We start from the raw sequence: 19,511 nt of genomic DNA on the forward strand, positions 1-19,511 counted from the left end.
GTCACGCCCCCTGCATCCGCCGGTAGTCGGCATAGGCCGTGGCGGTCCACATCTCGATCATCAGCGCGCGGTCCAGCTGCGGGCTGCCGCGGTCGGCCAGGATCGCGGCGATCGAGGGGTCCTGCGCCACCCGGCGGTTGCCGAACAGCACGCAGGCCACGGCGTAGGCCGCGATCGCGCGCTGGCTGCGCAGCCCGGCCTTGCGGCAATAGGCGATCACCGCATCCAACTCGGCGTCGAGCTGGTCCAGCGGCAGTGGCAGCTGCGCGCCGAAGTGGCGGGAGACGCAGTCGGCCAGGCTGTGGCGCAGGTGGGCCTCGCCGATCGCCGCCATCTGCTTGCGCTTGATCGCCAGCATGCGCGCGTCCTCAGGCCACTGTCGCCAGCATCAGGGTCTGCGGCTCGGGCTGGCCGTCGCGGCTGAAGTACAGCACCGCATCCGGTGCGCGCGCCTCGACGTAAGCCCCGCGCAGCGGGCCGAAGAACTCGCGCCGCATCGCCGGCTCCAGCACCGGCACCACCGCGCGGAACGCGCGCGGGTCGTAGAAGCGGAACAGCATCGCGGTGCCGTCCGGGGCGCGCACCCGCAGCACCCGCCGCAGATGTGCGCGGACGGCGCGCAGGTCGTGGCTGGCGTCGGTCTCCAGCACGATGCCCCAGTGCCCGTTCCAGCCCTCGGCCAGCACCATGCGCGCGGCGTCGGTGCCCGGCTGTAGGTGCAGCAGCCAGGGGGCGGCGGCGCTCAGCATCGGGTCCAGGCTGCCCTCGAATAGGCACATCGCGTCCGGGGCGACCTGCGCCAGACGCGCCGGCAGCCCGTCCACCATCGCCCCGTCCATCACCGCGTACACCGCCCGCCCGGGGGTGGAAAAGATCCTGCGCTGCAATACCTCGAACTGGTTTGGCGGGATCACCGGTGGGTCTCTCCATGCGGGTGCCTGCGTGCGCATCCCGGCGCGCGTGCGTGATTGCCTGAATGCGGTTCCCCACGGCCGCGGTGCGCGCGCGGCACGGGCCGCGTGCAGCCTTCGATACGGCGGAAGCGGGCGCGACAGGTCATGCACGCAGGGCCTCGAGTGCGGCGCGCGCCGCTTCGCATTCGGCACAGAACGGCTGCGCGGCCCGCGCGGCGTTGCGCAGGGCCTGCGCCTGCAGTTGCTGGATGGAGCTGGTGACCTGGCCGTCGCGGGTGGCCTGGGTGCCCTGCGCCTCCACCAGGCGGGTGCCGACCGAGTCGACCACTGCCGAGGAGGGGCTTCCACCCGAGTTGATGCGCACCATCGGCCCGACGATCGCCACCCCCGAGGGGTCGATCACGATGCCGCTGCCGCCGACCTTCAGGCTCACCAGCGTATTCGCCTCCAGCAGCAGCTGCAGGCCGCCGTGGATGTCGATTTCCTGCTTGGAGCCGATGTCCATCTTCTGCCGGCTCAAGTACTTGGCCTCGCCGCCGGTCTGGAATTCCATCGGGCCGTCCATGATGGCCGCGGTGAGCTTGCCGTCGACCACCCAGGCATGGTCGCCCTTGACGTGCAGGTGCTCGTTGCCGCCGACCCCGGTCTTGCGGTCGTGCCCGACCTTGAGGTCGAGGTCACCGCCGACCTGGTGGTGCTCGCTGGCCTTGACCAGGACGTTGAGGGCCTTCTGCGCCTGCAGGAACACCTCCTCGCTGCCCTTCTTGTCCTCGAAGCGCAGTTCGTTGGTGCCGCCGCCGCCCTTGCTCGACAGGGTCTTGAGGGTGGAGCGGGTGGCGTGCGCGGGCAGGTCGTAGGGTGGCTTGTTGATGCCGTTGTAGACGCAGCCGGTGACCAGCGGCTGGTCCGGGTCGCCCTCGAGGAAGTCGACCACCACCTCCATCCCGACCCGCGGGATGAACATCGTGCCGTAGCCGTTGCCGGCCCACAGCTGCGCCACCCGCACCCAGCACGAGCTGCGCTCGTCGTAGCGGCCCTGGCGGTCCCAGTGAAACTGGACCTTGATCCGCCCGTGGCGGTCGACGTGGATCTCCTCGCCGCTGGGGCCGGTGACCAGCGCGGTCTGCGGGCCGCGGATGAAGCCGCGCGGGGTGCTCAGCGGGGCGCGCCAGACGGCCTCGCGCGGCTGCAGGGTGAATTCGTTGCCGTAGTCGCCGCCGCCATCGCCCTCGCCGCCGAGGTTGTTGCGCCCGTGGTGCCAGACCGAGAGCACCACGTACTCGGTGTTGAAGTCGTCGAACGGATGGCCCTCGAGGGTGAAGGTATGCCCCGGGGCGAGGGTGCGCACCTGGCTGTCGCCGCGCAGGCGCAGGTGGCTGGCCTCCTCGGCCTCCATGATCACCCGCGCGCGGAACTTGCCGACCTCCGGGTCCACGAACCCGCCGGGATAGCGGTAGCGCTCGAGGTCGCGGTCGGCGCCGATCTCCAGCACGGTCGGGGTGGTCTCGCGCAGCAGCCGCGTGCGCTCGAAGTCCCAGTCGCCGAGGGTGACCTTGCGCGTGCGCATCTGCTGGTCCAGCGCGAGGGTGCGCAGGGCGTCGAAGTCCTCGGCGTGGCCCTCGTGGTGGAACGGCAGGGTCGCCGGCTCCAGCGCCGGGTAGCCACGGTTGTGGTCGGTGAACACCACGATGTGGCGGGCTTCCTCGCCCTCGTTGTGGCGGAAGTAGTAGTGGATGCCCTCGCGCTCGAGCAGGCGCGAGAGGAAGGCGAAGGTGGTCTCGTGGTACTGGGTGCAGTACTCCAGCGGCGGGTGGTCCTCCTGCAGGTCGAAGCGGAAATCGCTGTAGCCGAACTCCTCGAAGATGGTCTCGACGATCTCGCGCACGCCCTTGTTCTGGAAGATCCGGCAGTCCTCGTGCTGGGTCAGGAACCACAGCCAGGGCACGATGTCGCACTCGTAGGCGTACAGGTCCTCGCCCTCGGCGGAGGCCGCGCGGCCGGTGCGCTGGAAGCGGGAGACAACGCCGTTCCAGTGGCGCTCGCCGCCCATGTGCGCGCTGTCGTAGGTCTCCACCCGCAGGATCGCGGGCTTGGCGATGATCCGCACCGGGTCGATGTCCTCGCGTGCGGACAGCAGGCGCAGGCGGAACTCGAACAGCTGCGAGAGCGCTTCGTGGCCGGTCATGTCCGCGATCAACAGGTCGTCCTCCCCGTACTCGTGCAGGGTGAGGAAGTACATCCGGTTGCGGGTGGACAGGCTGGCGGGCATGGCATCGTCGCCTTCGGCTGCGGATATGCTGGCGCGCCGCCGGCGGGCGCGACATTCCCCGGAAGTGCTAGCCCGCGGCCGCGGCGGGCGGCGGGCTAGCGCGATCGGGCTAGGCGGCCCGGTTCAGTGCACGGCGTAGGTGAAGCGGCCGCCGGCATCGGCGCCGATCCGGATCGCGTTGATCGCACCGCCCTCGGCCATCCGCTCCAGCACGTGCCCGGACACCTCCGGCAGCACGGTGCCGGTGAGGATGTGGTCGATGTTGCGGGCGCCGGAATCGACCTCGGTGCAGCGCGCGGCGATCGCGTCCACCACCGCGTCGTCGTACTCGAACGCGGCGCCGTGGTTGGCGCGGATGCGGCGGCCGATCTTGTCCAGCTTCAAGCGCACGATCTTGCGCAGGTTCTCGTCCTTGAGCGGGTAGTAGGGGATCACCGTGGTGCGGCCGATGAAGGCCGGCTTGAACACCCGGTTCAGCTCCGGGCGCAGCAGCCCGTCCAGTTCCTCGACGGTCGGCGGTGGGTCGCGGTCGCGGCAGGCCTGCATCACCAGGTCGGTACCGGCGTTCGAGGTGAGGATGATCAGGGTGTTGCGGAAGTCGATCTCGCGGCCCTCGCCGTCCTCCATGCGGCCCTTGTCGAACACCTGGAAGAACAGCTCCAGCACGTCGGGATGCGCCTTCTCGATCTCGTCCAGCAGCACCACCGAGTACGGGCGCCGGCGCACCGCCTCGGTCAGCACGCCGCCCTCGCCGTAGCCGACGTAGCCGGGCGGGCTGCCCTTGAGGCTGGAGACGGTGTGCGCCTCCTGGTACTCGCTCATGTTGATCGTGATCATGCTGCGCTCGCCGCCGTACAGCGCATCGGCCAGTGCGATCGCGGTCTCGGTCTTGCCCACGCCGGAGGTGCCCACCAGCAGGAACACGCCCTTGGGCTTGTCCGGATCCTCGAGGTTGGCGCGCGAGGTGCGCACGCGCTGGGCGATCGCCTCCAGCGCGTGGCTCTGGCCGATCACCCGTTCCTCCAGCGATTCCTTCAGGCGCAGCACGGTCTGGATCTCGTCGGCCACCATCCGCCCGACCGGGATCCCGGTCCAGCCGGCGATGATCTGCGCGACCGCGGCGGCGTCCACCACCGGCAGCACCATCGGCTCGAAGCCCTGCACGGCCTTGAGCTCGGCGCGGATGGCATCGAGCTCGGCGCGCACCTCGGCGCGCGCGGGGTCGTCGGCGGTCAGTGCCTCGATCCGGTCCAGCGCGGCGTTGTAGCGCGCCACCAGCGCCTGTTCCTTGGCGAAGCGCGCCTCGTCGGCGGCCAGCGCGGTCGTGGTCGCCTCGATGTCGGCGGCGATCTCCGCCAGGCGCTTGCCGTGGTCGGCACCGCCGGCCTGCTCCTGCTCCAGCTGCGCCTGCTCGGTGCGCAGCACCTCCAGCCGCTTGCGCGCATCCTCGATCCGCGCCGGGGTGGCGTTCTGGCCGATCGCGACCTTGGCGCAGGCGGTGTCGAGCACGCTCACCGCCTTGTCCGGCAGCTGGCGGCCGGGGATGAAGCGCGAGCTGAGCTTCACCGCCTCCACGATCGCCTCGTCGAGGATGCGCACCTTGTGGTGCGCCGCCATCGCGCGCCCGACCCCGCGCAGCATCGCCACCGCCTTGGCATCGTCCGGCTCGTCCACCTTCACCACCTGGAAGCGGCGGGTCAGCGCCGGGTCCTTCTCGAAGTATTTCTTGTATTCGCTCCAGGTGGTGGCCGCGATCGTGCGCATCTCGCCGCGCGCCAGCGCCGGCTTGAGCAGGTTGGCGGCATCGTTCTGGCCGGCGGTGCCGCCGGCGCCGATCAGGGTGTGCGCCTCGTCGATGAACATGATGATCGGCACCGGGCTGGACTTGACCTCCTCGATCACGCCCTTGAGCCGGTTCTCGAACTCGCCCTTGACGCTCGCGCCCGCCTGCAGCAGGCCGAGGTCGAGCGAGAGCAGCTCCACGCCCTTCAGCTGCGGCGGCACGTCGTCGGCGGCGATCCGCAGCGCCAGGCCCTCGACCACCGCGGTCTTGCCGACCCCGGCCTCGCCGGTGAGGATCGGGTTGTTCTGGCGGCGGCGGGTGAGTACGTCCACCATCAGGCGGATCTCGGCATCGCGGCCCAGCACCGGGTCCAGCTTGCCCTCGCGCGCGCGCTGGGTGAGGTTGATGCAGTACTGGTCGAGATTCGGGGTCTTGCTCGGCCGGCCGCCGCCGCCGGCCTGCCCCGGCGCGCCGCCGTCGCCGGCGGGCGGGGCGGCGGCATCGCCGAGCGCGCGCGCCTCGCGCGCCTCGCTGGAGCCGTCGCACAGGGCGTGGAAGTTGTGGCTCAGGGTCTCCAGGTTGATCTTCTCCAGCGCGCGCGCGCTGGCGGCCACCAGCCGGCGCAGCTCGGCGTCCGCCAGCAGCGCGACGAGCACATGCCCGCTGCGGATGCGGGCCTCGCCGTATTCGATCGAGGCCCAGCCCCAGGCGGCCTCGAACAGCCGCGGGATCAGCGCGGACAGCGCCGGGGTGCGCTGGTTGCCGGTCTTGAAGCCGTCGATCGCCTTGCCCAGCTCGCGCTCCAGCGTCTCCGGCGCGACCTCGAAGTAGCGCAGGATCCGGCGCAGGTCGGAGTTCTCCACCTCCAGCAGCTTGAGCAGCAGGTGCTCGACCTCGACCTCGTATTGCCCGCGCGACATGCACAGGCCGGCCGCGCTCTCCATCGCGCCGCGTACGGTGGGGTTCAATCGCGCGATCAGTGCGCGCAGGTTCAGTGCCATGACTGGCCTCCCATTGCAGAGAATCGGAATTCGGTGTCGAAGGTCGGCTGGCGGCTGCGGCGGCCGCGCAGCCAGGTGTTCCAGCCCAACTGTGGACGGTCGCCGTCGCGTGCGCCCAGCCGCAGCGGCGGCACCTGGTCGGCGCGCAGCGACAGCCGCACGCGCAGGTCCAGGGCGAGCCCGGTGAGGAAGCGCGCCAGTTCCACGGTGTCGCCCAGCAGCGCGCCGCGCGGCAGCAGGGCGTTGAAGCGGCGGCGGTCGAGCGGCCCGATGGTCAGGCGCAGGGTGGTCTGGCGGTCCCAGTAACAGCGCCCGAGCACCGCGCCGGCGCCGAGCGCGTGGTTGGCCTGCCCCAGCCGGGTACGCGCCGCCGGGGCGATCGGCTGCCAGGTGCCGAGGCAGCCGGTGGACTGCACCGGGGCGTCCACCACCGCCGACACCACCTGGGCGATGGTGCGCTCGCCGTGCGGACGCTGCGCGATCAGCCCGGCGAAGTAGGCCATCGCCGCGCCCGGCAGGCGCTTGCCGGCGGACGCGCGCCGGCCCGGATGCAGGCGCGCCTGCAGGGCCGGCGTGCCCATTCCGATCAGGTAGTCGAGGTAGCGCAGCACCGAGTTGTGGAAGCCGAACTGGCGCCCGATCTCCGGCCGGTGCTTGGCCCAGGCCAGCCAGAACAGCGCCACCAGGCGGTGGTTGAACAGATCCAGGAAGTCCTGCGCGCTGCGGTCGCGCTGCTGCGCCTGGCGCGCGATCAGCCATTCGGTGTACAGCCGCGGCAGCACCCCGGACGGGCCGGTCAGGCCCATGAAGTTGACCGCCATCCGCAGCCCGCCATCGGCCTCTGTCAGCGCATGCAGCTCGGCCGGCGGGAACGCGAGCGAGGGCGGCACGGTGAAGCGCAGCGGGCCGGGGCGCGCACCGCTGCCGCGGCCGTCGAAGCCGTGCGCCTGGTACAGCAGGCGCACCGCCTGGAAGAAACCGAAGCGGGCCGGTTCCGCGTGCAGGCGCACCAGCGCCGGCTGCATCGGGTCGCCGGCGGGGATATCCGGGAGCGGCGTGGCGTCGCTGCGGGCGGCGGTGGCGTTCATGCCAGCGGCAGGCTCCCGGCACGCGGCGGGAAGCGCACCAGCCAGTCCTCGCGCTGCTGGGTGCGCACGCTCAGGCGGGTGTAGGAATTGGCGGTGCAATACAGGCCGAAGAAGCGATCCAGCACGCAGGCGAGCAGGTACACGCCGGAGCCGACGTACTGGTTCTCGTCGAATTCGAGCACGATCTCGGTGCCGCGCACGAACGCCTGCCGCGGCGCCTGCCCGATCCGGGTCACCGAGGGCTCGCCGCGCACGTCGGTGATGCCGGCGATCTGCTTGCGTACGGTGGCCGAGTCGGCGAAGTTGTAGAGGCTGAGGATCTCCAGCAGCGCCTCGCGCCCGCCCTCCACGATCGACAGGTGATTCAGCGCCAGGTGCGAGATCAGCCGCCACTGGTTGGCCAGCCGCATCGGCGCGCGCCAGGTCGCGCTCGGCTTCTTGAGCAGGCGCGCGCTGGCGATCACGCCGCCCTGCTCGGGCTGCAGCAGGCTGTCCTCGCCGCCGAACGGCAGCAGCGAGGGCAGGTCGCGGTTGGTGCAGGTCAGGCTGAGCGAGAGCGTGTCCACCGCCGGCGCGCGCGGGTTCATGTCGCGGTCGACCAGGCTGATCACCGCGTCCGCGCCGTCGTCGTTGGGCAGCGGCGAGGGCCGCCGCTGCAGGTACCAGTAGTGGCCATCGCCGTCGTCGTGCAGGCCGTGGCGCACCGAATAGGCGGGGTGGAACTCGACCACCTCGGTGCCGGCCGGGCTGCGGCTGGACTTGCGCACCCAGTCCACCGAGTAGACCTCGAGCCCGAGCGGCCGGCGCACGTCCGGCACCACCGGGTATTCGTGGCGCTCCTGCGACACCCGGATCGGCTCGGCCTGCTGCTTGAACAGGTTGACCACCGGGGTGCAGAACAGGCGGAAGGTGTCGGCGCCGACCGCCTGTTCCAGCCGCGCCAGGCGCTCGGGCCGGCCGAACGCGCCAATCTCGACCGCGATCTCCAGCGCCTGCCCGAAGCGGCCGGTATCGATTCCGTCGATGTCCACGAACAGGAACTTCTCGGGCAGCACGAAGTATTCCTGGATCAGGCGGTAGCCCAGGAACGAGCGCGGGTCGTAGTCGAGCAGGCCCTCATCCTCCTCGAACCCGACCGGGCGCAGCGCCGAGGCCGGCAGCCGCAGCGGCGGCACCTGCGGCTGGTCGTCCGGCGCGCGCAGGGTCAGGCCGGTGGCCGAGTTGAGCAGCAGCTCGTGCAGCGCATGCACCAGCGGGCTTTCGCCGTCCAGGTACAGGCGCAGCCGGCGCAGTGGCAGCTTGGACAGCGGCAGCGCGCCGGTGCTCTCCATGCGCAGGCGCAGGGTGGCGACGGTATCGCCCTGGGTGAGCGCGAACGCGGAGCGCTCGGCCGCCTCCAGGCGCGCGTCCGCGATCCGCACCGGCCAGACCTCGACCGGATAGCCGGTGCGATAGCGGACCGGCAGCCCCTGCACCGGCCGGCTCAGCAGCAGGCTGTGGCGCGGCAGCTCCTGCATCGCGGTGATCTCCGCGCCGGGCGCCAGCTGCAGCTGCACCACCGACATCGACGGCACCGGACGCAGGAAGTGCGGGTAGAGCACCGACAGCAGGGCCTCGGTGATCTGCGGGAACTCGTCGTCGAGCTTCTTGTGGATGCGCGCGGTGAGGAACGCGAACGACTCGATCATGCGCTCGACGTGCGGGTCCTCGCAGACCTCGCCGTCCATCTGCAGGCGCGCGGCGATCTTGGGGTAGCGGGCGGCGAATTCCCGCGACAGCCGCCGCAGGTAGGTCAGTTCGTTCTCGTAGTACGGCAGCAGCTCGTCGAGCATGGCGTCCCCGCGGCGGAGGCAGGGCGCGATCGGGCGCGTCCGGCTGCGCGACAGGCTAGGCAGGCCATGCGCTGGCGGCCATTCGCCGGAAGGCGTATGCCCTCCGGCGGGACGTTGCCGAGATCAATCCTCGACGCAGAATTCCTCGTCGGGCACCGCGCAGTCGCGCAGGCCGCCCTCGCCGCGGGTCTTGATGCCGCTGGACGCCGCGCTGCCCGCGACCGCCTTGGGCAGCAGCAGCCACATCCGCACCGGCTGGTTGGTCGCCAGCGCCATCCGCCCGGCCTTGTCGCCGAAGCCCCAGAAGAAGTCGCCGCGCACGCTGCCGCGGATCGCGCCGCCGGTGTCCTGGGCGAACACCAGCCGCCGCATCGGGGCGCTGCCGCCGGGCTGGGTGCCGTCGATGAACACCGGCGCGCCGAGCGGGGTCGCGCGTGGATCCACCGCCATCGAGCGGCCGGCGCTGAGCGGCACGCCGAGCGCACCGATCGGGCCCTCCGGGCCGTCGCCGATGCGGCGGAAGAACACGTAGCTCGGGTCGTTGATGCCGGTGGCCGGCACCGCCGCGCCGGGACCGATGGCCTGGCCGGCGGCGACGCTGCTGGTCCTGCCCTCGAACTCGGACATGTCGAGCTTGGCAGCGGCCGGCCGCGGCGCCGATTTCTCCGGGCGCGGCGGTGGCGTGGCCTCTGCGCCGGCGGCTGCCGGCGCGGCGCTAGCCGCGGCCACGGTGACCGGCGTGGCCGCCACGTCGCCGGCGTCCGGCGCGACGACCGGAGCATGCAACAACAGCTGGATCATGGCCTCCACCTCCGCCGATTCGACCTGGATCGGTGCCACCGCGGTGGCACCCGCGGGCGCGGAGGGCGGCGGCGGACGCTTGCCGCCCGGCCGCGCGGGCCGCTTGGGCTTGCCCTGCGGGCGCGCTGCGACGCTGCCGGCGCTGCTGGAGCCGCCGGAGAGCGCGGCCACGATCCGCGCGACCTCGGCATCGTCCGCGCTGCGCGCGCCGCGGCTGGCGCCGACCCCGCGGGTGCCGCCGGGGATCGCCACCGGCTCCGGCTCCATCAGCGCGCGCGCCTTGATCGCCAGCAGCATGGCGTCGGCATCGCCGCGGGTGGCGTTGGGCAGGAATGGATGCCCGTTCTGCTCGGCATAGGCCAACCGGATCAGCCCGCCGTCCTTGAGCTGGATCTTGCCCGAGCCCTGGATCTGCATCGAATACAGCTTGAACGGATCGGCCACCCACGCCAGCACCGGGGCGTCGAGCGCGCTGGCGTCGATCTGCTGGCGGGTGTAGTACGGCCGGATCGCGCCGCCGTCGATCCGCACGCGGTAGCGCTTGTCGCGCGGGTTGGGGGCGATCCCGCCAAGCTCGATGCGGTATTCGCGCGCGCCCGGCTCCCCCGGCTCGGCGCCGAGCAGGCGGCCGTCCACCGGTTTCAGCCAGCGGCTGGCCAGGCCCGCGATGGTGCGCGACTCCACCTGGTACATGTCCGCGGGCATCCCGTACACCGGGTAGCGGTAGGCGCCCTCGCGTCGCAGCGAGCCGGCGATCAGCGGCTCGAAGTAGCCGGTGAGCTTGCCGGTCGCGCTGCGGGTCGGGGTCAGCATCTGGTAGGCGTAGAACTCCTCGCGCAGGAACTTGCGCATGGCCTCGTCGTCGCGCGGCAGGCGCGCGAACCGGCTGCAGATCGGCGCCCATGCCGGCCGCTTCTGCATCGCCCGGCAATTGGTGGCGAAGCTGGCGCGGGTCTCGGCCAGGCTTTCCTCCTCCCAGCCGGGGATTTCCTCGAACAGCACCGGCGCATAGGCGGCGTTGCGGGTGGCAAACGCCGGCCCGAGCTCGGGGTTGGTCGGCAGCTCCGGCGCGCTCTGGGCCGCGGCCAGGCTGGTGCAGGCGATGCCGAGGGCGAGCAGCCAGGCGCGCAGGCCAGGCAACGGGCTGGGGCTGTGGATCGGGTCCATGGTGGGCCTCCGCGGCCGCTTGGGCCGCCGTCGTCGCCGCGCAGGCTGCGCCCGCGCGCAGGCGGCGGCAATACCGCGGAGGCTCTATGGCGGGCGCAGGGGCGGTGCGCGCCGGCAGCCGCTCACAGCCCCTGCAGGCGGCGCGAGGCGACCACCGCCTCGACCCGGTTGCGCACGTTGAGCGCGCGGAAGATCGCGGCGAGGTGGATCTTCACCGTGCCCTCGCTGATTCCCAGCTCGCGCGCGATCAGCTTGTTCGGTCTGCCCTGCGAGAGCAGGCGCATCACGTCGATCTGGCGCTCGGTCAGCAGGCTGCGCAGGCCGTCCAGCGAGGCCGGCGCGCCGCCAGTGCCGGGCGCGGGCGGGCCGGTGGGCGCGGCCGGCTGCCAGCCGCCGGCCTGGGCGCTGGCCAGCAGCAGCGGCGGGATGTAGACCCCGCCGGCCAGCACCAGCCGGATCGCCGACAGCATCACGTCCGGCGAATAGGCCTTGGGGATGAAGCCAAGCACGCCGAGGTCGATCAGCGCGCGCATCAGCTCCACGTCCTCCGAGCCGGACAGCACGACCAGCGGCAGCGCCGGCGCGGTCTGGCGCAGCTGGGCGATGTGCCGGTGGCCCTGGGTGCCAGGCATGGCAATGTCCACCAATGCCAGGTCGAGCGAGTCCGCGTGCGCGGCCACCGCCTGCTCCAGTTCGGCCAGGGACATCGCCACCACGGTCTCCACCGCGGGGTCGAGTTCGGCGAGCTTGAGCTTGACGCCCTCGATGATCAGGCGATGGTCGTCGGCGATCAGCACCTTCATTCCGCTGGCATCCTCCGGGTCCGCCATCCGTTCCGCCCCTCGCTTGCATCCACGGCCGTCCCGTGCGGCGAATGCGAGCGCGCGGCATCTCAACGGATGCACGGCAGACAGTATGCCCAGCGGCCAACGGCAGAGGCTGCACTGCCAACGGCCTACTGCGTCCGGCATATGGCTGGCGTGCGGGCCACGCCGAAGAATGCCGGCCATCGCGCCCACCGGCGCTTCGTGCTGGAACCCGATGCCCGTCTCTACGCCCGCACGCGCCCTGCGCCTGGCCATCATGCTGCTGGCCAGCACCGGGCTGTTCGCGGGCCTGGCCGCGGCGCAGATGCGGCCGCCGGGCGCAGCGGCGCAGGAGCAGCCCGCCAAACCGGGCACGCCCGCTGCCACGCCGGCTCCGCAGGCCACACCAGCCGCCCCCGCGCCAGCCGATGCGGATGCGGCGGCGCAGGCCCCGCAGGCTGCCGCGCCCACGCTGCCATCTGCGGCCGCGTCCCCGCCGCTGCGCGGAATCCTGTTCCGGGTCATCCCCCCGGCGCAGGCGGATGTCCCCGCCGACACAGCCGTGGCAGCCGATGCGGGCGCGCCACCCGCGCATGGGGGATCGCCTGCAACAGCGCCTGCAACACCGCCGCCGCCGCCGGTCAGCTACCTGCTGGGCACGATCCATTTCGGCACCCCGGAGGAGCAGGGGCTCGACTACGCGGCCCTGGCCCGCACCCTCGACGAGGTCGCGACCTTCGTCAACGAGGCCGATATCGACAGCGCCTGGCAGCCCGCGTTCGACGGCTACCGCTGGCTGCCGCCGCAGCAGCCGCTGTCGCAACTGCTCGGGCGCGAGGACTTCGCGCGCGCGCGCGCCCTGCTGCCGGCGGTACCGGTGCCGGAGCTGGAGCGGATGAAGCCATGGTCGGTGCTGGCCCTGCTGGAGGCGCGCGGGGAGCGCGCCGGCGAGGCGACCATGGACGCGCGCCTGCAGCGGATGGCGGCCGCCGCCGGCAAGCGCGTGCAGCACCTGGAGACGCTGGAGCAGCAGCTGCAGGCGCTCGACTGCGTGCCGGCCGCCGAGCAGGCGCAGGTGCTGCAGGACCGCCTGCGCGCATCGTGGGTGCTGCGGATCGAGTCGGCCAAGGCGATGGCCTACTACCGCGCGCGCACGCTGGAGCCGTGGCTGGCCGACATCGAGCGCATGGACGGCCTCGGCGAGGCCGCCCGCGCCAGCGAACTGCGTGCACGTCATTGCCTGCTGGAGGAGCGCAACGCGCGCTGGATCGGCCAGCTGCAGACGCTGTTCCAGGACGGGCCCTGCCTGGTGGCGGTGGGCGCGGTGCACCTGGTCGGCCCGGACGGGTTGATCGCACGCCTGCGCCGCGATGGCTACCGGGTGGAACCGGTGCCGCTGTAAGGAGCGAGAGATGAGGCGGAGAGGACGGCGATGAGCGGCGAACGGCAGGTCCATTGGGGGCAGGGCGCGTTCCTGAGCCCGCAGCACCTGCAGGCGCAGGATGCCTGGCAGCAAGCCGGGCGGCATGCGCTGCACCTGCGGCTGACGCCCTACCCGTGGGGGTTCGAGGAGCTGCGCCTGCGCGAGGATGCGCTGGCCAGCGGAGTAGTGGATGTCGAGCGTTTCGCGCTGGTGACCCGCGAAGGCGAGCGCCTGCTCGGCGGCAGCCTCGACACCCTGCCCGGCAACGCGCGGGTTGCGCCGCGCAACCTCGTCGAGCTCACGGTGACCAGCAGCGATCCGATCCCGCTGTGGCTGGTGTTCAACCGCGAGCGCAGCGTGCAGGGCCTCGGCGGGCGCGACGGCGGGCGGCTGCCGGCACGCCACCTGCTGGCCAGCGAGGAGGTCGCCGACCCCTACGACCCGCAGGCGCCGGCGGCCGCGGTCGACTACCTGCTGTACCAGGGCAGCATCGTCAGCGGGCTGGACGAGAACGCCGAGGCGATCGTGCGCGGCGGCGACAGCTACAAGTTCGCCGAGGTGCTGCCGGCCGGGCCGGGGCGGTTCAAACCCTCGCCGGACTATATCCCGCCGACCACCGCGATCGCCGCCTCCGGCAACCTCGCGCGCTGGACCCGCGCCCTGCGCGACCTGCTCGTCTCGCGCGGGCAGGACTTCGCCGCGGTCAAGCGCCAGCGCGGCATCCGCGCCGCCTCCACCAGCGCGCAGGAGGTGATGCGGGTGGTGATGATGCAGACCTTCGCGCGCTACATCCCGCTGTTCCAGGAGCACGCGCGGCTGGGCACGGTGGGTGCCTACGCGATGTACCAGGATCTGCGCCGTCTGGTGGCGGAGTTCTCGGTGTTCTCCGAGGACATCGGCTACTTCGGCGGGCTCGCCGCGAACCCGCGCGAGAGCGAGCTGCCGGACTATGACCACGACGACCTGCGGCGCTGCTTCCGGATCGCGTTCGACCGCGCCGAGGCGCTGATCAAGGCGCTCACGGTCGGCGCCGAGGTCGGCATCACCCTGGCCTACGACGGCCGGTTCTACCGCGCCGACCTGCCGGCCAACCTGTTCGAGAGCGACAAGACCCGCTTCTACCTCGCGTTCGAATCCGAGCAGAAGGGCGCCGACCTGTTCGCGCGGCTGTCGCGCACCGGCAAGATCGCCTCCATGGACGAGATGCCGCGGCTGCTGTCGGCCGCGCTGTTCGGGCTGAAGATCGACCTCTTGCCGGTGCCGCCGGAAGAACTGCCGCAGAAGAGCCCGAACACCACCTACTTCCTCGTCGACACCACCCATCCGTTCTGGCAGATGATCAGGAACGCGCGCAACATCGCGGTGTTCTGCGACCTGCCGGCGGACTCGACCGTGATCAAGCTGTTCCCGGTCGCCACCCAGGACTGAGCGCATGGCCCGCCTGCTGCAGCACTTCCTTCCGGTGTTCTCGTTCGGGCTGGCGCTGGACGAGAAGGTCGCGGCCGGGGACCCCGGCGAGCCCGCCGCCGCGGTGGTGGCGCGCGCGCGCGAGCTGATCGAGCGCGCCAAGGCGGCCGCGCTGGCCGACGGCAAGCGCCCGGAGCAGGTCGATTCGGCCGCGTTCGCGGTGGTCGCCTGGATCGACGAGATCATGGCCCGCAACCCGGGCTGGCTGGTATCCGGCACGCCGCCGCTGCAGGTGACGCTGTTCAACACCAACAACGCCGGTAACGAGTTCTTCACCCACCTGGCGGCGCTGCGCCAGGATCAGGACGAGGTGCGCGAGGTCTACTACCACGCGCTGCTGTGCGGGTTCGTCGGCCAGTACTACTACGAGACCGGCGACAGCGGCGAGTTGGGCAAGCTGAAGGAACTGCACGGCCGCCAGCTGCCGGTCGCGCCGGCACCGATCCACACCCTGCGCGAAGAGAAGATCACCCCGCAGCCGTATTCCGTGCCGGATCCACCCGGCCCGCGCCTGCCGCGCCAGTGGGACCGCCTGCTGCTGGCGCTCGGCGCGCTGGTCGCGGTGCTGATCCCGCTGGCCTACCTCGTCTGGATCCTGCTGGCGGCGCCCAGGCCGGACCTGCGGGTACCGGCGCAGCAGGTGCTGGCCGGCTTCCCCTGCGCCGACCTCAAGCTCGATGCGGTCGACGACGACGCCGGCCGGCTGCGGGTGTCGGGCTACGTCTCGCGCGCCGACGACGTGCCGGCGGTCAAGCAGAAGCTGTCCGCGCTGGAGGGCGTGAAGGCGGTGCAGGCCGACGTGCAGCTGCGGATCTGGCCGCATTGCGAGGTGGTCAAGCTGCTCGAGCCCTACCAGGCGCGCAACGTAGACGGCGGCTTTGGGCTGGCGATCACCCCGACCACCGGCCACTCCGACCGCTTCATCGAGGGCGAGAACGTGATCGTCAAGCTGCGCCAGGCCGGCTACGAGGGCTACCTGTACGTGGACTACTTCACCGTCAACGGCGATGTCGCCCACATCTACCCCAACGCCGGCGAGCCCAACAGCGGGCGCGTGCTGCGCGCCGGCGAGGAGTTCGAGGTCGGCGCCACCAGCCAGCGCACCTGGACGGTCTGCCCGCCGTTCGGGCAGGAGCTGATCACGGTGATCGCCTCGCCGACCCCGCTGGATCTGCAGGCGCCGGAGGAGGTGCAGGCCGCGCAGGACTACCTGCCGCTGCTGCGGCGCACGCTCGAGGCCCAGCGCGGCAATCCGAAGCTGGTCGCCGCCTACCTGTTCATGCAGACCGAGCCGGAAAGCGACCCGGCGCGCAAGCAGGCCGCGCTGCAGGCCTGCTCCGCCCCCGCGGCGCCGGCGCCGGAGGCCACCCCATGAACCCGCTGGACTTCGTTGAACGCCTGTTCTCCTCCGTCGGCTCGGTGTTCTCGCGCATCGGCAGCCTGTACGCGCGCGGCGCCGACGCGGCGCGCAAGCCGTGGCTGCGCTGGATCGTGGTCACCCTGGTGCTGCTGCTGGTACTGGCGGGGCTGGCCTACCTCGCGCTGGCGCTGCTGCCGCTGCTGCCGATGCGCTTCTGGCAGGTGCTCGGGCTGTGCGTGGTGGCGCTGGTGGTGCTGTGGTGGTTCGCCGCCGGCCAGCGCAAGGCCTCGCTGAAGGGGCGCACGCGCAAGCGGATCGGCGACCTCGGCCCCGGCAACGCCGAGGACGAGCGCGAGCCGGTGGCGAAGATGCGCGCCGCGATCACCGAGGCCAAGCGCACCATCGCGCGCTCGCCGGAGATGGAGCGCGGGCGCAGCCCGCTGTACCGCATCCCGTGGCTGCTGTTCCTGGGCGAGGCGGATGCCGGGCTCGACGGCGTGCTGCGCGCCGGTGCCGAGGTCTCGCCGTTCCCGCCGCCTGCCGCCGGCCCGATGGAGCCCGACGAAGTCTGGCGCTGGTGGTTCTTCAAGTCGATGCTGGCGATCGAGCTGCATCCGCGGGTGGTGTGCGATGCCAACGCGCGGCTCGACCGCGGGCTGTGGTACCAGGCGCTGATGATGCTGGCCGACGAGCGCGAGAAGCTGCCGGTCAACGGGGTGGTGGTGGCAGTGCCGGTGCAGGCCCTGCTCGGGCCGGCGGACGCGCTCAAGGCGAGCGCGACCCGCCTGCGCCGGCTGGTGGACGAGGCGATGGAGCACCTGCAGGTGCGCATGCCCGTGTATTTTCTGATCACCGGGCTGGAGCGCCTGCCCGGTTATGCGCAGGTGCGCGCGACCCTGCCGGCGGAGGCGTTCGCCCAGGCGCTGGGGCACCGGCTGGCCGCCGACGAAGTGGTGAGCGCGGCCAGCAGCGGCCGGGTCGGCGAGCTGTTCGAGCCGATCGCCGAGCGCTTGCATGCGCTGCGCATGACCGCGCTGCGCGCCCAGCATGCGCCGGCACAGCGGCGTGCGGTGTTCGAGTTCTTCGAGTCGCTGCGCCGCTGCGGCGGCGGGCTGGCGCTGTTGGTCACGCAGATGCTGGAGGACAACCCCTTCCAGCGCACCCCGCGCTGGCGCGGGCTGTATTTCGTCGGCGGCGCGGATGCCGCGCACCGCGGCGGTGCGTTCGTGGCCGACCTGTTCACCCGCTTCCTGCCGAGCGACCAGCCGCTGGCCGGGGCCAGCCTGCGCGGCAGCGCCGGGCGGCTGGCGGTCGCCGGGCTCGGGGTGCTGGCGATGCTCGGGCTGTCGGCCTCGCTGGCCTATGGCCTCAAGGCCGCGCGGCGCGACGACGGCGCGCTGTTGGCGCAGACCCGCAGCGCCTGCGCCGAAGTCGCCGACCGCACCTCCAGCGGGCGGGTGGCCTGGGTGGCCAGCTGCGGGCGCACCATCGTCGAGCTGGAGGCCGCCGCGCGCCAGACCCTGCTCAGCTTCGGCATCCGCCGCGCCGACGCGGACATCGCCGCGCTGCAGAAGCGGGTGACCGACGACTTCGCTAACCTGATCCTGGCCCCGGCCGACCAGATGCTGGCGACCGACATCGAGCGCCGCCGCGCCGGCATCGAACACCTGCTGGCGATCACCCAGCGCCTGCGCCTGCTGCGCGACTGCCGCAGCGATGCCCCGGTCTGCCGCGAGCGCGAGCAGCCCAACAACGTCAGCTTCGATGCGCGCTCGCGCCTGTTCGCGCCGTTCACCAGCGCCGACCACGACACCCGCCGCGACCGTGACAACGCGGAGGCGCTGATCGCGACCTACCTGGGCTACCTGCGCTGGCAAAAAAAAAACGTGCTTGACGCCGAGCAGGCGCGCCTGGAGGGCCTGCTGAGCCGGCTGCTGGCGCAGTACCGCCCGAGCGCGGAGGACCTGCGCAAATGGGCGGACGCGCGCGGCCCCGGGCGCGACTTGGGCACCTACTGGCTGCCGGCCGGTGCGGTGGTGGGCGGCGATGCCGCCAGTGCCGCGCGGATCCCGGCCGCCTACAGCCGCGCGCAGTGGGAGGGCGTGGTCGCACCGCTGCTGGAGAGCCTGCGCGGCGCGGATCCGGCGGCGCAGGCGCGGGTGGAGGCCCTGCGCGAGGGCTATTTCCGCGACTACTTCCGCGCCTGGGCGAGCTTCCAGGCGCGCTTCCAGGACGGGCGCGGACTCTGGCGCGGGCGCTACCCGGAGCTCTTGGCGCGCGCCAACGGGCCGGAGGACCCGTACGCGCGTTTTTTTCGTGATGCCCGGCGCGACCTGTACGAGCTGCCGATCGACTGGCCGCTCGCGTCGCGCTGGGCGGCGGCCTGGGCGGAGATGAAGGCGAGCTGGCTGGCCTCGTGGCGCCCGTTCGGGCGGTTCCTGGCCGGCAGCGTCCGCTTCGGCGGGGAAAAGTTGCAGGCGCCGGCCTGGCTGCTGGCGATGCACGACACCCAGGCACGGGTGCTGGCACCGCAGGCGCCGGTGTTCGCGCGTGCCTACCTGCGACTACAGGCCGAAGGCTCCGGCGAGGACGCCTACCAGCTCGCCTCCGAGCTGTTCGCCGGCAAGGGCAAGGCGGACAAGCCGCCGGCCTCGGATTACACCCTGCTGCTGGAGTCGGTGGACAAGCCGGACGAGAAGTACGCCACCGCGTTCAAGGGCGACGATCTGGCCGCATGGTCGATCGTGCAGGGGCCGGCACGGTTGCTGCTGTTCCTGACCGTGCACCGCGCCGGCGAATTCGTCCAGGCGCGCTGGCGCGAGAGCGTGGCCGGCCCGCTGTCCGCACTGCCGGCGCAGGAGCAGGTGGCCGCGCTGTACGGGCCGCAGGGCAAGCTCGGCGCGTTCGTCAACGACTGGCTCAAGCCCTTCATCACCGAGAAGGAGCGGCTGCCGGTCAAGGTCGCCGGGGTGGCGATGCCGCTCACCCCGGCCTACCAGGGCATGGTCGCCTCCGAGCGCAAGTTCCTGCCGGTGCTGGCCGACGGCCCGCCGTTCCCGGCCGGCAGCTTCACCTTCACCCGCAAGAGTGATCTCGGCGCGCTGGACGAGGCGGAGGCGGGTACCGTGCTGGAGGTGGACTGCCGCGAGCGCGTGTTCCGCGCCAGTTCCGCCGGCGAATCGCTGGCGGATGCCACCGCGCAGGTGTTCTGGTCGCCGTCCAGTTGCACCCAGGCGCGGATCCGGATCGCGGTCGCGCCGCCCGCGCCGGAGGGCGGGCCGGAACAGGAGTTCGATCCGGCCACCAGCCAGATGCATGCCGCGGCGGTGCCGCCGGTGGTGCTGACCGCGATCTACGAGGGCGCCGACGGCTTCGCCCGGCTGGTGTCCGATTTCGCCTCCGGCGCGCATGCCTTCGCGTTGGAGGACTTCCGCGCCAGCTACAGCCCGGCGCAATGGGCCGAGCTGCGCCCGCGGCTGGCGCAGATGGGCTTCCGCGGCGCGCGCGTATTCCTGCAGGTCGCTCCGTCCGACCAGTTGCAACAGTTCCTCGGCGCGCGCGGCGCGCGCGCCGAGGTGCCCAGCCAGATCCTCGAATGAC

Annotated in this window: 12 protein-coding genes; 4 read left to right on the forward strand and 8 right to left on the reverse strand. The window is 72.2% G+C overall.

Features of this window, described 5'->3' with window-relative positions; all coding sequences use genetic code 11:
• Position 1: 1 nt before the first annotated feature.
• The 8 genes from ML340_RS06520 to ML340_RS06555 all read right to left on the reverse strand — a co-directional run bounded on the left by ML340_RS06520 (position 2) and on the right by ML340_RS06555 (position 11,685).
• Positions 2 to 358: a hypothetical protein gene (locus ML340_RS06520; RefSeq protein ID WP_240097909.1), complete on the reverse strand. Its 357-nt coding sequence runs from the start codon at positions 356 to 358 to the stop codon at positions 2 to 4.
• A gap of 10 nt (positions 359 to 368) precedes the next feature.
• Positions 369 to 914: a DUF4123 domain-containing protein gene (locus tag ML340_RS06525; RefSeq protein WP_240097911.1), complete on the reverse strand. Its 546-nt coding sequence runs from the start codon at positions 912 to 914 to the stop codon at positions 369 to 371.
• Positions 915 to 1,056: 142 nt separating this feature from the next.
• Positions 1,057 to 3,183 carry a type VI secretion system Vgr family protein gene (locus ML340_RS06530; protein WP_240097913.1) on the reverse strand — a complete coding sequence of 709 codons (2,127 nt, stop codon included), beginning with the start codon at positions 3,181 to 3,183 and terminating at the stop codon, positions 1,057 to 1,059.
• 123 nt (positions 3,184 to 3,306) lie between these two features.
• A complete protein-coding gene (tssH, locus tag ML340_RS06535; protein WP_240097915.1) occupies positions 3,307 to 5,967 on the reverse strand; it encodes a type VI secretion system ATPase TssH in 2,661 nt (886 codons plus the stop codon).
• Positions 5,958 to 7,055: a type VI secretion system baseplate subunit TssG gene (gene tssG, locus ML340_RS06540; RefSeq protein ID WP_240097917.1), complete on the reverse strand. Its 1,098-nt coding sequence runs from the start codon at positions 7,053 to 7,055 to the stop codon at positions 5,958 to 5,960. Before tssG ends, tssH begins: the two co-directional genes overlap by 10 nt.
• Positions 7,052 to 8,887, reverse strand: a complete 1,836-nt coding sequence (gene tssF / locus ML340_RS06545) for a type VI secretion system baseplate subunit TssF (RefSeq protein WP_240097919.1) — start codon at positions 8,885 to 8,887, stop codon at positions 7,052 to 7,054. Before tssF ends, tssG begins: the two co-directional genes overlap by 4 nt.
• A 123-nt stretch (positions 8,888 to 9,010) precedes the next feature.
• Positions 9,011 to 10,855 (reverse strand): MltA domain-containing protein, encoded by a 1,845-nt coding sequence (locus ML340_RS06550; RefSeq protein WP_240097921.1) that lies wholly within the window; start codon positions 10,853 to 10,855, stop codon positions 9,011 to 9,013.
• 122 nt (positions 10,856 to 10,977) lie between these two features.
• Positions 10,978 to 11,685, reverse strand: coding sequence for a LuxR C-terminal-related transcriptional regulator (locus ML340_RS06555; protein WP_240097923.1), 708 nt, complete (start codon positions 11,683 to 11,685; stop codon positions 10,978 to 10,980).
• Between the two features lie 538 nt (positions 11,686 to 12,223).
• Between ML340_RS06555 and ML340_RS06560 the strand changes: the two genes are divergently transcribed.
• Genes ML340_RS06560 through ML340_RS06575 form a run of 4 tightly spaced genes read left to right on the forward strand, consistent with a single transcriptional unit; the run spans position 12,224 to position 19,510 of the window.
• Complete coding sequence (locus ML340_RS06560; RefSeq protein WP_240097925.1) at positions 12,224 to 13,063, forward strand: TraB/GumN family protein; 840 nt, start codon at positions 12,224 to 12,226, stop codon at positions 13,061 to 13,063.
• 30 nt (positions 13,064 to 13,093) lie between these two features.
• A complete protein-coding gene (gene tssK / locus ML340_RS06565; protein ID WP_240097927.1) occupies positions 13,094 to 14,512 on the forward strand; it encodes a type VI secretion system baseplate subunit TssK in 1,419 nt (472 codons plus the stop codon).
• A gap of 4 nt (positions 14,513 to 14,516) precedes the next feature.
• A complete protein-coding gene (locus ML340_RS06570) occupies positions 14,517 to 15,926 on the forward strand; it encodes a DotU family type IV/VI secretion system protein (RefSeq protein ID WP_240097929.1) in 1,410 nt (469 codons plus the stop codon).
• Positions 15,923 to 19,510, forward strand: coding sequence for a type VI secretion system protein (locus tag ML340_RS06575; protein ID WP_240097931.1), 3,588 nt, complete (start codon positions 15,923 to 15,925; stop codon positions 19,508 to 19,510). The genes ML340_RS06570 and ML340_RS06575 overlap by 4 nt, the downstream gene beginning before the upstream one ends.
• The last annotated feature ends 1 nt before the right edge of the window (position 19,511 follow it).

It is taken from the genome of Thermomonas flagellata (assembly GCF_022419185.1).
Classification (GTDB): domain Bacteria; phylum Pseudomonadota; class Gammaproteobacteria; order Xanthomonadales; family Xanthomonadaceae; genus Thermomonas; species Thermomonas flagellata.